Origin of the sequence: Pseudomonas sp. GM_Psu_1, assembly GCF_026544185.1 — a bacterium.
Taxonomy (GTDB): Bacteria; Pseudomonadota; Gammaproteobacteria; order Pseudomonadales; family Pseudomonadaceae; genus Chryseomonas; species Chryseomonas oryzihabitans.
This window is the reverse complement of the sequence record NZ_JALNUX010000003.1, coordinates 36,046-48,878: the sequence shown is the minus strand read 5'-3', so window position 1 is coordinate 48,878 and position 12,833 is coordinate 36,046. Positions and strand designations below refer to the sequence as shown.

Genomic DNA, 12,833 nt, shown 5'->3' with positions numbered 1-12,833 from the left:
TCTCAAGGGAACTTTTCGATAAAGTGATATTACCCTAGCCATCATCTGGCATTCGTCCACTGGTGCAACAATTTGCACACTTCGGAGCAATAGGCATGGACGCTGTACCTTCTGTCCGCAAGATCGCCATCTTGGGCGGCGGCGTGTCCGCCGTCACCACCGCCTTTCGTCTTACTAATGAGCCCAACTGGCAAGAGCGTTACCAGATCACCCTGTACCAGCAGGGCTGGCGTCTCGGCGGCAAGGGGGCCAGCGGACGCAATGCCACCGACCACCAGCGCATCGAGGAACACGGCATCCATGTCTGGTTCGGCTTCTACTACAATGCCTTCCATAACCTGAGGCAGTGCTACGAGGAACTGGACCGGCCCGCCGGCGCGCCGCTGGCGACCCTCGACGAGGCCTTCTTCCCACATTCCCACACCGCCTTCGCCGACGACTTCCAGGCGCAGTGGACCACCTGGCCCATCGACACCCTGGCGTTGCCCGGCAAGCCCGGCGAGGGCTGGAATCCCAAGCCCTTCATGGCCGCCCTCGGCGATCTGCTGGAGTGGCTGCTGCGGCTGGGCGAGGTGGACGAGACCCCGACCGCCGCTGCGCCAGGTGGCCTGTTCGCCCGGCTGCGCGCACATTGCCGCGAGGAGCTGCAAGAGCGACTCCTGAACGAGGCGGAGCGCCAGCTGCAGCAGGCCCGCACGGCGCTGTCCGACGGCGTCGACCATCCCGTGCTGCTGGCGCTGCTGCGCAAGCTCCGCGGCCTGCTCGGCGACATCCTGCACGACCGCAGTCAGACCCACGTCAAGGCCCACCGGCTGTGGCTGCTGATGGACTTCGGCCTGACCGTGCTGATCGGCATGCTCGCCGACGAGGTCTATGCCAAAGGCTTCGCGGCGCTCAACGCAGAAACCTTCCAGGCCTGGCTGAGCCGTCATGGCGCCAGCGCCGCGACCCTGGACGGCGCGGTGCTCAAGTCCCTGCACGGCGGCATCTTCGCCTATCGCGACGGCGATCTCGCCCAGCCCGACGTCGAGGCCGGCACCGTGTTGCGCGCCGCCCTGCTGGCCCTGACCACGGCCAAGGGCTCCTTTATCTGGCGCATGCAGGCCGGCATGGGCGACGTGGTCTTCGCGCCCTACTACGAGGTGCTCGCGCGCCGCGGGGTGGACTTCCGCTTCTTCCACCAGGTGACCGCCATCGAAGCCGCCGACGACGGCCAGGGGCCGCGGGTGACGCGCCTCCAGATCCAGCGCCAGGTCAGGCTCAAGGGCGCCGCCTACCAGCCGCTGGTGGACGTCAAGGGCCTGCCCTGCTGGCCCTCGGCGCCGCTGTACGAGCAGCTCGACGACCAGATCGCCCGGGACCTGCAGGAGGGCCAGATCAACCTGGAATCCAACTGGAGCGGCTGGCAAGGCGTCGAGCGGCTGGAACTGCAGGTCGACCGCGACTTCGACGAGGTGGTGCTGGGGATCTCCGTGGCCGGCCTGGCCGATCTGGCCCCCAGCCTGTGCGCCCTGGACCCGGCGTTCGCGCGCATGACCCGGCAGGTGGCTACCGTCGCCACCCAGGCCGTGCAACTCTGGCAGAACCGCGACGCCTGGCAACTGGGCTGGAGCGGCTCGCCCGAGGGCGGCCAGGCCCCCGAGCTGCTGGGCTTCGCCGCCCAGGCGATGGACTCCTGGGCCGATGTCAGCTACCTGGTGGACCGAGAGGACTGGTCGAGCGGCACGCCGCCGGCGGACATCAGCTATTTCTGCGGGGTGCTCGCCGCCGCGGCCGCTCCGCCCATCGGCAAAAAGGATGACTACCCGCAGCAGGAAGCCGCCAAGGTGAAGCAGGCCTTCCTCGACCTCATGAACGGCAAGCTGGGTGCCTATTGGCCGGAAGCCGTGACCCCGGCGGGCTATCGCTGGGACTTCCTGCTGGCACCCGCCGAGGTCCAGGGCCAGGCGCGCTTCGACTATCAATATTGGCGCGCCAACGTCGATCCCAGCGAGCGCTATGTGCAGAGTGTGGCCGGCAGCAGCTGCCATCGGCTGACCACCGACGGCAGCGTCTGCCGCAACCTCTACCTGACCGGCGACTGGATCGACAACGGCTTCAACATGGGCTGCGTGGAGTCGGCGACCCTATCCGGCCTGCAGACCGCTCGCGCCCTGCTCGGCCACCGAGAGGTCCTGCCCGGCGAGGACGCCTTCCAGTAGCGCCACCGTCTGGGCCGCTGCGCGCTCGGCGCGGTGGTCCACGGCTGGGGGATAGCACGGCTCGACGCCGTCCAAATAAGCCAGCAACTCGGGCGCCTGGTTCCAGACGGCGGCCTCGCTGTAGAGCTTGTGTAATTCGAAGCGGATCCAGCCGTCCATGAGGCGCACGCCCAGTTCCTCGATACCCAGCCCGTGCCCCTCGATGACCTCGCGATCCGCCTCGGTGAGGGGATAATGCGGGGGATAGAACTCGGCGAGGCTGACCAGCAACTTGACCGAGAAGCCGCGCGGATCGGCCAGCAGCGCACCCAGCTCGGCGAACAGCGTCGCCTCCTCCACCAGCGCCTGGGCGAACATCAGCCGATAGAGGGTGATGTTGAGGAACAGCTGACCTACCGCGTTCTCCGCGCGAGCCTCTTCCTGATGCAGGGCGAAGCCGGCGAGGATGGAGGCGTTGTGCGCCCGGTACCAGTGACGCGGGGTGGGATCGGCGATGAAGGTCAGCCAGCAGCGCGTCGGATAGGGCGCCTGGTCACCGGCCAGTCCATGCTGCGCCAGGCAACCGGCCAGCTCGGACAGATAGATGCAGTGCAGATTGACGTTGCGCCACCAGGCGCTGCCGGTCACCGGATCCAGGACACCGGCCTGGATTTCCCAGTCGAGAAAGGCCAGCTCCGAATCGCCATAGCTCAGGCCATCGTTGTCGGCGTCGCCAAAGCTCCTGTAGAAGTCCTCGCGGACCGCCCGCCGCCGGACAGGCACGTTCTCGATCTGGCGACAGAGTTCGCGGGTCGCCGCGACGGCGTCTTCATAGGTGTACATGCCTTCCCTGCCCTGCGTGTTGGAGTCCTGGCCGATCATGGCGCAATGGCATCACCGGCCTCCACGCGCAATAGGCTGAACGCACTAGAAGGGAGCTCCAGTGGCTGTCCCTCATGCCGCCAGTCGCCCCTGAGCGGATCGCCGCCCCGGGCGATCACCACCACGGGTCTTACCCGCCGGTGGTCGGACAGCTTGCGCTGCGGCAGCATGGCGTCGCGATCGTCCAGGCGCACCCGGAGGGGCAGATCGGCAACCCGCAATCGCCGTACCGCCAGCGGTGGGCCGGGCTGATCCACCGCCAGGGCCAGCACGAAGACGCTGTCCTCGGGCCGTACCCGCTGCGCCACCGCGGGCGCCAGGCGGACCTCCACTTCGAGCCCCGGCTTGGCCAGCGCCTGACCGGCCGCCCGCGCCGCCGTCTCCGCCCGGGCGATCCCCTGGGCGAGGGTGGCGCGCAGGGGATCGCCCGCTGGCAGCACGGCGACCAGCCGCTGCCAGTAGCCTGCCGCCTCGGCGTAGCCCCCCCGTTCGTAGGCAGCCATGCCCAACAGCCCCAGGGTGGTGGGCTCCCCGGGATTGGCGGCCAGGGCTTCGTCGGCCAGCGCCCGGGCCTGGGCATCCAGCTGGCGCCCGGCGGCGAAGAAGCGGGCCTGGGCCAGTTGCCCAAGGACCTCCGCGCGCCGGCCATCACGAGGAATGACCTGTTCGAAGGCGGCCACGGCATCCCGGTAGCGACCCAGGCCGGCATAGGCGCGTGCCAGCAGGTACCAGTTGTCGGCCGCCTGGGGTTGCAGTCGCGTCGCTGCCTCCAGATCGGCCAGCAGCGCCTGGGGCGAGGCCGGCGGCGCGGCGAGACGCTGACTCAGTTGCCAGGCCGGCCAGCCGCCCAGCAGCAGGTAGAGCCCCAGGGCCAGGGCCGGGCCGCCCAAGGCGACCGCGACCCCCAGGCGACGGCCGCGGCGCTGGGGCGAAGCCTCCTCGGCAGGACTGTCGGCGAGCAGGCTGCGGCCGGCCTCGGCTTCGGCCAGCGCCAGGGCCTGGTCGTCCAGCTCGCCCCGGGCCGCCCGCGCCCGGGCTTCGGCCAGGCGCTCCTGATAGAGGGTGCGATTGAGCACCGCGCGCTGGTCCGCCATGGCGGGTCCGCCGCGCAGGAGCGGTACCAGCAGGATCAGCAGCGCCAGGATCAGCAGCAGCCCCGCCAATCCCCAGAAGGTCGGCATCATGGCTCCTCCTCCGCCTGCAGCGCGGCCAGGCGCTGGCGTTCGGCCTCGCTCAAGGCCTGCTCCGGCCGGCGCCGCCGCGTCAGGACCAGCAGCAGGCCGGCACCGCCCAGCAGGCCCAGGCCCGGCAGCAGCCACAGCAGCAGGGTGCGCCCCTCGAAAGGCGGTCGATAGCGGATGAATTCACCGTAGCGCTGCTCCAGGTGGGCGATGATCTCGGCATCGCTCTGCCCGGCCGCCATCAGGCGCTGGATCTCGCGGCGCAGATCGCCGGCGATGGGCGCATTGGAATCGGCCAGGTCCTGGTTCTGGCACTTGGGGCAGCGCAGTTCGCGGGTCAGCGCCTGGAAGCGCGCACGCTCAGCGTCGTCGCGAAAGCCATAGGGGTCGATGGCCGCCTGGCTCAGGATCGACCAGAGCAGCAACAGCAGCAGCCAGCCGGCCCTCATGGCGTCGCCACCAGGGCGCGATAGCGCGGCCCGAGGTCTGCGTCCCAGACGCGCTGATCGATCACCCCGACATGGCGATAGCGCACCACGCCCCGGGCATCGACGAGAAAGGTCTCCGGCGCGCCATAGACGCCCAGGTCCAGCCCCAGCCGGCCTTCGTCGTCGCGAATATCGAGCTGGTAGGGATCGTGGAACTCCGCCAGCCAGCGGCGGGCGCTGGCGTTGTCATCCTTGTAGTTGATGCCGTGGATCACCACGCCCTCGGCCTTGAGTCGAGTGAGCAGCGGGTGCTCTTCCCGGCAGGCCACGCACCAGGTGCCCCAGACATTGACCAGCGCCGGGCGGCCGAGCAGGTCCTGCCGGGTGAACAGGCGGTCGTCCTGCACGCCTGGCAGCGAAAACGCCGGGAACGGCTGGCCGACCAGCGCCGACGGCAGGGCCTGGGGATCGCGATAGAGCCCGCGAAAGAGAAAGCCGGCCAGCACGAGAAAGGCCAGCAGTGGCAGGCAGAGCAACAGGCGACGGCGCATCAGCGGGACTCCGCGGCAGAGGCAGGGGAAGACGACCGCCGGCGGCGATAGCGCGGATCGGCCAGGGCCAGCAGGCCGCCCAGGGCGGTGAGCAGGCCACCAAGCCAGATCAGCCGGACGAAGGGCTTGATCTGCAGGCGCACGGCCCAGGCGCCCTGCCCCAGCGGCTCGCCGAGGGCCACATAGAGATCGCGGGTCAGGCCGGCGTCGATGGCGGCTTCGGTCATCACCGCGCCACTGGCCAGATAGCGGCGTTTTTCCGGGGTCAGCAGGGCGACCACCCGGCCCTCGCGCTCGACCTGCAGCAGGGCGCGCTCGGCGGTGAAGTTGGGCCCTTCGTAGTGCTGGGTACCGGCGAAGCCGAAGCGATAGCCCTGGAGTTCGACGTGCTCGCCTGGCGCCAGGCGCAGATCGCGCTGCACATCCAGCTGGCTGGCCAGCACCACGCCCAGGGCCAGCACCGCCAGCCCCAGGTGGGCCAGGTGCATGCCCCAGTAGCTGCGGGGCTGACTGCGCAGGCCGCGGCGCCAGCCCAGCGCCGCCACCTTGCCCAGCGCGTCGCGCAGCGCGGTCAGCAGAATCCAGGCCGCCAACGCGAGCACCGCCAGGATCGCCGCCCTGGGCTGATCCAGCCACCAGCCAAGCAGACCGGCCAAGGCCGCGCAGCCCAGCAGGATGGGTGCCAGCAGGCGCGCCAGCCAGCGACCCGGGCTGCTTTTCCAGCGCACCAGCACCCCGACGCCCAGGGCCAGCATCAGCAGCGCCATCAGCGGCACGAACAGCAGGTCGAAATACGGCGGGCCCACCGACAGCTTGGCGCCGGTCAGGCTGTCGATCACCAGCGGATAGAGGGTGCCGAGCAGGACCGTGGCGGCGGCGGTCACCAGGATCAGGTTGTTGATCAGCAGCAGCGCCTCGCGCGACGCCAGGCCAAAGGACGCCGAGCCGCTGAGCGCCGGCGCGCGCCAGGCGAACAGCGCCAGGGAGCCGCCGACCACCAGCAGCAGGAAGGCCAGGATGAAGACGCCGCGGGTGGGATCGCTGGCGAAGGCATGCACCGAGGTCAGCACCCCCGAGCGCACCAGAAAGGTCCCCAGCAGGCTGAGGGAAAAGGCGGCGATGGCCAGCAACACCGTCCAGCCCTTGAACAGGCCGCGTTTCTCGGTCACCGCCAGGGAGTGCAGGAGCGCCGTGCCCACCAGCCAGGGCATGAAGGACGCGTTTTCCACCGGATCCCAGAACCACCAGCCACCCCAGCCCAGTTCGTAGTAGGCCCACCAGGAACCGAGCACGATGCCGCAGCCGAGAAAGGCCCAGGCGAGCAGGGTCCAGGGCCGGGCCCAGCGCGCCCAGGCCGCGTCCAGCCGGCCTTCCAGCAGCGCCGCCAGGGCGAAGGCGAAGGCCACCGAAAAGCCGACGTAGCCCATGTAGAGCATGGGTGGATGCAGGATCAGCCCGGGGTCCTGCAGCAGCGGATTGAGGTCGTTGCCCTCCCGCGGAAATTGCGGCAGCAGGCGGGCAAAAGGATTGGAGGTGGCGACCAGAAAGGTCAGGAATCCCGTGGCCACCAGCCCGAGGATGCCCAGCACCCGCGCCAGTAGCGCCTGGGGCAAGGCCCGCGAACAGCACGCCACCGCCAGACTCCAGCCCGCCAGGATCAGCGCCCAGAGCAGCAGGGAGCCCTCGTGGGCGCCCCAGGTGGCGCTGACCTTGTAGTACCAGGGCAGGCGACTGTTGGAGTTGGCCGCCACATAGGCCACCGAGAAGTCGTCCTGCAGAAAGGCCCAGGTCAGGGCGGCAAAGGCCAGCGCCAGGAACAGCCATTGACCGAAGGCGGCCGGGCGCGCCAGACGCATCCAGTCGGCCTGACCGCGCCAGGCGCCCAGCAGCGGCAGGGTGCCCTGCACCAGAGCCATGGCCAGCCCCAGCAGCAGGCAGAGTTGTCCGAGTTCCGGGATCATGGCGCCGGCCTCGCGCCGTCGAGCGGCCGTCCGGCCTGGCGCAGCGCCTGGCTCACTTCGGGGGGCATGTATTTCTCGTCGTGCTTGGCGAGGATCTGATCGGCCACCAGGCGCCCCTGGTCGTCGAGTCGACCCAGGGCCACCACCCCCTGCCCCTCACGGAACAGATCCGGCAGGATGCCGGCATAGCTCACCCGCACCTCCCGCTGGAAATCGGTGATGACGAAACTCACCGCCAGGGAGTCCGCGGCGCGCACCAGGCTGCCCTGCTCCACCATGCCGCCGGCGCGGATGCGGGTATCGCGCGGCGCCTCGCCTCGGGCGATCTGGCTCGGGGTATAGAAGAGGTTGATGTTCTGCTGCAGGGCGCTGAGGGCCAGCGCCGCTGCGCCGCCCACGCCCAGCAACAGCAGCAGGATCCACAGCAGTCGACGACGACGAACCGGATTCATGGCCGCCGCTCCCGTCGCCAGCGCTGGCGCAACTCCCGCTGCAGCTGGCGACGCGCCTGCCAGCCGTGCAGCAGCAGGCCGCCGAGGACGATCAGGGTCAGGCCGAAGGCCGGCCAGACATAGAGGCCATGACGCCCCATGCCAAGGGCTTGCGCCCAGTCCACGCCGCTCACGCGCCCTCCTCGCCCAGTTCCAGGCGTACCCAGCGACTGCGCCATTCGCGCCTGAGCACTTCCAGACGCATGCGCTGCAGCAGCACGCCGGCAAAGAACAGGTAGAACGCCAGCACCATCACCAGCAGCGGCAGCCACATGGCCGCCGGCATCGGGGGACGCTCCACCAAGCTGAAGGTGGCCGGCTGGTGCAGGGTGCTCCACCACTCCACCGAATACTTGATGATCGGCAGATTGACCGAGCCCACCAGCGCCAGGATGGCGCAGGCCCGGGCGGCGCTCTCGCGATGGTCGATGGCCTGCCCCAGGGCGATCACGCCCAGATAGAGAAACAGCAGCACCAGCATCGAGGTGAGCCGGGCGTCCCAGATCCACCAGGTGCCCCAGGTGGGAATGCCCCACAGCGACCCCGTGGCCAGGGCGATCACCGTCATCCAGGCGCCGATCGGCGCGGCCGCGCGCAGGGCCACATCGGCCAGCTTGAGGCGCCAGACCAGGCCGATGGCTCCGGCGACCGCCAGCAGCAGATAGCAGGATTGCGCCAGAAAGGCCGCCGGCACATGCACATAGATGATGCGAAAGCTGTCGCCCTGCTGATAGTCCGGCGGCGCCAGGAAGAGGCCCCACACCAGACCCACGGCCAGCAGCAGTCCGGCCAGCGCCAGGCAGGGCCCCTGCAGCCGGCCGGCCAGGCGATAGAAGATGGCGGGAGAGCCCAGGCGATGCAGCCAGGTCCAGTTCATGTCGTCCTCGTCATTGGGCCGCGCCGATGCGCAGGCCGGCGGCGATCGCCAGGGGGGCCAGGGTCAGGGCCAGCAGGGTTAGGCAGCCCAGCCAGAGCAGCAGCCCCGCTACCGGCAGGCCCAGCCGCGCCGCGTCCAGGGTGCTGGCGCCAAGGATCAGCACCGGGATCTGCAGCGGCAGATTGAGCAGGGCCAGCAGCAGCCCGCCACGGGCCAGGCCCACGGTGAGGGCCGCGCCGATGGCGCCGATCAGGGTCAGGGCCAGACTGCCCAGGGTCAGGGCCGCCAGGGTCGCCGGCAGGGCCGCGGCGGGCAGCCCCAGCATCAGCGCCAGTACCGGCGTCAGGGCCACCAGGCCGAGGCCGGCGAAGCACCAGTGCACCAGCAGCTTGAGCAGGACCAGCAGCGGCAAGGGCTGGGGCGCCAGCAGCCAGAGTTCCAGGGAGCCGTCCTGCCACTCGCTGCGAAACAGGGCTTCCTGACCGAGCAGCAGGGCCAGCAACAGCGCGATCCACAAGAGTCCCGGCGCCAGAGCGGCCAGCTGCTGGCTATCGGGCCCCAGGGCCAGGGGAAAGAGGGTCACCACCAAGGCATGGAAGGCCAGGGGCGTGAGCCACAGCGCCGGTCGGCGCCAGGCCAGGCGCCCTTCGCGCCCGAGGATGGCCAGCCAGGCGCCGCTCATCGACCAGCGTCCAGCCAGAGCAGCCGATGGGCGGCCGGGGCGGCTTCCAGCTCGCGGTGACTGGTCAGCACCAGGGCACCACCCGCGGCGCAATGCGCCTGCAGGCGCGCTTCCAGCCGCGCGCAGGTGCTGGAGTCGAGGGCGGTGAAGGGTTCGTCCAGCAACCAGAGCCGCGGCGGTTCGGGCAGCTGGAGACGGGCCAGGGCGACGCGGCGACGCTGGCCGGCCGAGAGCTGCCGGCAGGGCTCGTCCGTCCAGTCGGCCAGCCCCTCCGCCGCCAGGGCGGCCCGGCAGGCCTCCCGGGTCGTCGGGCGCCACAGATTGGCCAGGCTATGGAGATTTTCCGCCGCGGTCAGCCCCTCGGCGATGCCGGGCGCATGACCCAGCCAGAGCAGTTCGCCGGCGGCGGGCCGGCGTACCGTACCGGCATCCGCCGGCAGCAGTCCCGCCAGGATGCGCAGCAGGCTGGTCTTGCCACTGCCGTTGACGCCCCCGATCTGCAGCGATTCGCCCGCCGCCACGCTCAGACTCAGGTCGTCGAACAGCAGGCGACCGCCCCGTTCGCAACGGAGCGCGACGGCGTCGAGCAGGGGCTGATTCAAGACAGGGGTTCTCACGGCACTAAAGTCGGTCGGGCGCTGGCCGTTAACCCGGCACACGCCCTTGAAGGCGCGCCATTATACACAGGCGATTCCACCGGACCTGCCCGATGACTTCCATCTCCGCGATCCAACCCAGCGCTGGCGTCACGCCCGCCCTGCCCGTCCGGGCCGCGGCGGCGCAGGCGTCGGACGCAGGGGCGCAGATCCTGCAGGCCCTGCAATCCCTCGACGACCTGATTCCGCCCGGCAGCACGGCCACCGCCGAGGTGCTGGCCACCCGTCCGGCCGGCCAGAGCTTCCAGTTCCTGCTGCAACTGCAGCTGGCCGAGGGCGGCAGCGTCCTGCTCACCACCCAGAGTCCGACCAACAACCTGCCGGTGGGCAGCCAGCTGCTGGTGAGCACCCTCGGCTCCACCCAACTGGCCGTACTGCTGCAGAGCCTGGAGGGCGACGCGCCACCACCGCCGCTGCAGCAACTGGATCTGCGCCAGTTGCCGGTAGGCACCACCCTGCAATTGCGGGTGCTGAGCAGCCTGCTGCAGCAGCCACCCGGTGCGGCGCCTACCTACGAGGTGATCGCCAAGGCCCTGAGCTCCAGTCTCGAAGGTCGCCAGCTCAAGCTGGAATCGCCCCGCCCGGTGCCGGTGGGCAGCCTGCTGACCGTGGTAATCAAGGACAGCCAGGAGGTCACGGTGCTGCCCATGGCGCAGCGCCTCGACCAGCTCGACATCGACCGCCAGCTGCAGGGCCAGGGACAGCGCCAGCTGTCGATGAATGCCCTGCTGCAATGGCTGGAGGACGTCTCCGAGGCGGACCTGCCACCGTCGGTGGGTGCGGCGCTCAAGTCCCTGCTGGCCAATCTGGAACACACCGAGGCCCTGACCACCCCGCAGGGCTGGGCGCGCGCCCTGGCGCGCAGCGGTCTGCAACTGGAGCAGCAACTGCTGGATCGCGGCGGTCCCGAGCTTCAGGAAGACTTCAAGGCCAACCTGCTGCGCCTGGTGGATCGGCTACTGGCGAGCCTGCCGGGCGACGCCCTGCGCAATCCCCAGGTCGCGATCCAGACCGCCCAGCAGAATCTGCCCGATGCCTTGCGCCGGGCGCTGGGCGACGCCGCCACCGCCAGTCGCCAGCCCACCGCCCTGGACTTTCCCCTGGGTGAGCGCGATGGTCGCGTCCTCAGTGCCGCCAACGCCGAACTCGACGAATTGCTGCAACTGGCCACCGGCGTCATCGCCCGGCTGCAGACCCACCAGCTCGCCAGCCTGGCGCAGACCCAGGTCTTGCCGGACGGCTATTACCTCTCCACCTGGCAGACCGAGATCCCCTGGCGCGATGGCGAGCGCCTCGGCGCGGTGCAGGTGCGCTTCCAGGAGGAGCGACCGCCGCCAGACAGCCGCGGTGAAGCCCGCGACAGCCTGTGGAAGGTGGAACTGGCCTTCGATCTGGCGCCGCTCGGCCCGCTGCAGGTACGCGCCCAACTGGCCAGCGGCCGGCTGTCGAGCGAGTTCTGGGCGGAAAAAGGCGCCACCGCCACCCTGATCGATACCGAATTGCCCCATCTGCGCGAGCGCCTGCTGGCCGCCGGCTTCGTGGTCGGCGACCTCAGCAGCCGCCAGGGCCGTCCCGCACGCCATCCGCGCACCTCCCTCGAACAACGCTGGATCGACGACACCGCATGAGCACGACCGCCGCCCGCCAGGCCATCGCGCTGTCCTATGACGGCAGCAGCGCCCCCATCCTCTCCGCCAAGGGCGACGCCGAACTGGCGGAACTCATCCTGGCCACCGCCCGGGAGCATGAGGTGCCCATCTACGAGAACGCCGATCTGGTGCGCATCCTGGCGCGCCTGGAGCTGGGCGCGGAAATCCCCGAGGCGCTCTATCGCACCCTGGCCGAGATCATCGCCTTCGCCTGGCACCTCAAGGGCAAGTGCCCGGCGCATTTGGCCGACCAACCGGATCTGTCGTACGGTTGGGAGCGGATGCCGTAGATATCCAGCTCAATTCTCTTATTGGGGCCATGGGCCGCTCCTACAGGGAGTGATGCTTTTTGTAGGAGCGGCCCAGGGCCGCGATAGTCCACGTCAGAGCGGTTGCTACGGCGCACCGGCATGACCGCGACAAAACCCGCAAAAACCTGCCTTACCCCCGCCGCAACGAGTGCCCGACGGCGCCCTTCTCTTCCACCTTGGCCGCGTCCCACAGGGCATCCATCTCCTCCAGACTGGCCTCCTGGGGCGAGCGGTCCTGGGCTTTCAGCGCCTCTTCGATGAACCGGAAGCGCCGCTCGAACTTGGCGTTGGCCTGGCGCAGGGCGTCTTCGGCGTCGACCTGCAGGTGCCGCGCCAGGTTGACCATCACGAACAGCAGATCGCCGACCTCTTCCGCCACCTGGGCCGCCTGGCCGTTGGCCATGGCCTCGCGCACCTCGTCCAGTTCCTCCTGGATCTTGGCCACCACCGGCGTGGCATCGGCCCAGTCGAAGCCGACATTGGCCGCACGCTTCTGCAGCTTGGCCGCGCGACTCAGGGCCGGCAGCGCCGCCGGCACGTCATCCAGCAGCGACAGCTGCTCGGGCGCCGCGGCCTTTTCCGCCCGCTCCTCGGCCTTGATCTCTTCCCAGCGGCGCTTGATGGTCGGCTCGTCCAGCCGCGGCAGGTCCAGCGGGCCATGCAGGTCGCCATCGGGAAAGACATGGGGGTGGCGTCGCACCAGCTTGCGGGTGATGCCATCCACCACCTGGGCAAAGTCGAAATGGCCATCCTCGCGCCCCAGCTGGCTGTAGTAGACGACTTGGAACAACAGATCGCCCAGCTCGTCGCGCAGCTGCGGAAAATCCCGCCGGGCGATGGCGTCGGCGACCTCGTAGGCCTCTTCCAGGGTGTGGGGCACGATGCTGGCGTAATCCTGGCGCAGGTCCCAGGGGCAGCCGTGTTGGGGGTCGCGCAACCGGGCCATGAGGTGCAGCAGGTCGTCGAGCTTGTACATTGGGTGAA

14 protein-coding genes are annotated in these 12,833 nt (G+C 69.7%); 3 read left to right on the top strand and 11 right to left on the bottom strand.

All coding sequences use genetic code 11. The features are described from left to right. Positions 1 to 95: 95 nt before the first annotated feature. Positions 96 to 2,201 (top strand): NAD(P)-binding protein, encoded by a 2,106-nt coding sequence (locus OXS31_RS05395; protein ID WP_267398254.1) that lies wholly within the window; start codon positions 96 to 98, stop codon positions 2,199 to 2,201. Here the strand turns inward: OXS31_RS05395 and OXS31_RS05390 are convergent. From OXS31_RS05390 to ccmA, 10 genes are read right to left on the bottom strand one after another with little or no spacing between them, the layout of a single operon-like run. Continuing rightward, positions 2,127 to 3,023 (bottom strand): hypothetical protein, encoded by an 897-nt coding sequence (locus OXS31_RS05390; RefSeq protein ID WP_267398253.1) that lies wholly within the window; start codon positions 3,021 to 3,023, stop codon positions 2,127 to 2,129. The genes OXS31_RS05395 and OXS31_RS05390 overlap by 75 nt on opposite strands. 35 nt (positions 3,024 to 3,058) lie before the next feature. After that, positions 3,059 to 4,246 (bottom strand): c-type cytochrome biogenesis protein CcmI, encoded by a 1,188-nt coding sequence (gene ccmI / locus OXS31_RS05385; protein ID WP_267398252.1) that lies wholly within the window; start codon positions 4,244 to 4,246, stop codon positions 3,059 to 3,061. After that, entirely contained in the window at positions 4,243 to 4,692 is a 450-nt protein-coding gene (locus tag OXS31_RS05380; protein ID WP_027601893.1) for a cytochrome c-type biogenesis protein, read from the bottom strand. Before OXS31_RS05380 ends, ccmI begins: the two co-directional genes overlap by 4 nt. Beyond that, entirely contained in the window at positions 4,689 to 5,222 is a 534-nt protein-coding gene (locus OXS31_RS05375; RefSeq protein WP_144953166.1) for a DsbE family thiol:disulfide interchange protein, read from the bottom strand. Before OXS31_RS05375 ends, OXS31_RS05380 begins: the two co-directional genes overlap by 4 nt. After that, entirely contained in the window at positions 5,222 to 7,183 is a 1,962-nt protein-coding gene (locus OXS31_RS05370; RefSeq protein WP_169853565.1) for a heme lyase CcmF/NrfE family subunit, read from the bottom strand. Before OXS31_RS05370 ends, OXS31_RS05375 begins: the two co-directional genes overlap by 1 nt. Continuing rightward, positions 7,180 to 7,635, bottom strand: coding sequence for a cytochrome c maturation protein CcmE (gene ccmE / locus OXS31_RS05365; protein ID WP_027599848.1), 456 nt, complete (start codon positions 7,633 to 7,635; stop codon positions 7,180 to 7,182). The genes OXS31_RS05370 and ccmE overlap by 4 nt, the downstream gene beginning before the upstream one ends. After that, positions 7,632 to 7,808, bottom strand: a complete 177-nt coding sequence (ccmD, locus tag OXS31_RS05360; protein WP_082066211.1) for a heme exporter protein CcmD — start codon at positions 7,806 to 7,808, stop codon at positions 7,632 to 7,634. Before ccmD ends, ccmE begins: the two co-directional genes overlap by 4 nt. Then, positions 7,805 to 8,551, bottom strand: a complete 747-nt coding sequence (locus OXS31_RS05355) for a heme ABC transporter permease (RefSeq protein ID WP_044340745.1) — start codon at positions 8,549 to 8,551, stop codon at positions 7,805 to 7,807. The genes ccmD and OXS31_RS05355 overlap by 4 nt, the downstream gene beginning before the upstream one ends. A gap of 10 nt (positions 8,552 to 8,561) precedes the next feature. Beyond that, positions 8,562 to 9,233, bottom strand: coding sequence for a heme exporter protein CcmB (gene ccmB, locus OXS31_RS05350; protein WP_027599850.1), 672 nt, complete (start codon positions 9,231 to 9,233; stop codon positions 8,562 to 8,564). Next, complete coding sequence (ccmA, locus tag OXS31_RS05345; protein WP_267398247.1) at positions 9,230 to 9,835, bottom strand: cytochrome c biogenesis heme-transporting ATPase CcmA; 606 nt, start codon at positions 9,833 to 9,835, stop codon at positions 9,230 to 9,232. Before ccmA ends, ccmB begins: the two co-directional genes overlap by 4 nt. Before the next feature lie 107 nt (positions 9,836 to 9,942). Between ccmA and OXS31_RS05340 the strand changes: the two genes are divergently transcribed. Then, positions 9,943 to 11,517 carry a flagellar hook-length control protein FliK gene (locus OXS31_RS05340; RefSeq protein ID WP_267398246.1) on the top strand — a complete coding sequence of 525 codons (1,575 nt, stop codon included), beginning with the start codon at positions 9,943 to 9,945 and terminating at the stop codon, positions 11,515 to 11,517. Continuing rightward, positions 11,514 to 11,828, top strand: coding sequence for an EscU/YscU/HrcU family type III secretion system export apparatus switch protein (locus tag OXS31_RS05335; RefSeq protein WP_007158963.1), 315 nt, complete (start codon positions 11,514 to 11,516; stop codon positions 11,826 to 11,828). Before OXS31_RS05340 ends, OXS31_RS05335 begins: the two co-directional genes overlap by 4 nt. A gap of 151 nt (positions 11,829 to 11,979) precedes the next feature. Here the strand turns inward: OXS31_RS05335 and mazG are convergent, their stop codons facing one another. After that, on the bottom strand, positions 11,980 to 12,825 hold the full coding sequence (gene mazG / locus OXS31_RS05330) for a nucleoside triphosphate pyrophosphohydrolase (protein ID WP_267398245.1): 846 nt from the start codon (positions 12,823 to 12,825) through the stop codon (positions 11,980 to 11,982). Between the last annotated feature and the right edge of the window lie 8 nt (positions 12,826 to 12,833).

Coding starts and splice junctions, on each gene's coding strand:
- OXS31_RS05370 (WP_169853565.1), bottom strand. CDS start 7,183: ATGATCCCGGAACTCGGACAACTCTGCCTGCTGCTGGGGCTGGCCATG.
- OXS31_RS05375 (WP_144953166.1), bottom strand. CDS start 5,222: ATGCGCCGTCGCCTGTTGCTCTGCCTGCCACTGCTGGCCTTTCTCGTG.
- OXS31_RS05380 (WP_027601893.1), bottom strand. CDS start 4,692: ATGAGGGCCGGCTGGCTGCTGCTGTTGCTGCTCTGGTCGATCCTGAGC.
- mazG (WP_267398245.1), bottom strand. CDS start 12,825: ATGTACAAGCTCGACGACCTGCTGCACCTCATGGCCCGGTTGCGCGAC.
- ccmE (WP_027599848.1), bottom strand. CDS start 7,635: ATGAATCCGGTTCGTCGTCGTCGACTGCTGTGGATCCTGCTGCTGTTG.
- ccmI (WP_267398252.1), bottom strand. CDS start 4,246: ATGATGCCGACCTTCTGGGGATTGGCGGGGCTGCTGCTGATCCTGGCG.
- OXS31_RS05355 (WP_044340745.1), bottom strand. CDS start 8,551: ATGAACTGGACCTGGCTGCATCGCCTGGGCTCTCCCGCCATCTTCTAT.
- OXS31_RS05335 (WP_007158963.1), top strand. CDS start 11,514: ATGAGCACGACCGCCGCCCGCCAGGCCATCGCGCTGTCCTATGACGGC.
- OXS31_RS05340 (WP_267398246.1), top strand. CDS start 9,943: ATGACTTCCATCTCCGCGATCCAACCCAGCGCTGGCGTCACGCCCGCC.
- OXS31_RS05395 (WP_267398254.1), top strand. CDS start 96: ATGGACGCTGTACCTTCTGTCCGCAAGATCGCCATCTTGGGCGGCGGC.
- OXS31_RS05390 (WP_267398253.1), bottom strand. CDS start 3,023: ATGTACACCTATGAAGACGCCGTCGCGGCGACCCGCGAACTCTGTCGC.
- ccmB (WP_027599850.1), bottom strand. CDS start 9,233: ATGAGCGGCGCCTGGCTGGCCATCCTCGGGCGCGAAGGGCGCCTGGCC.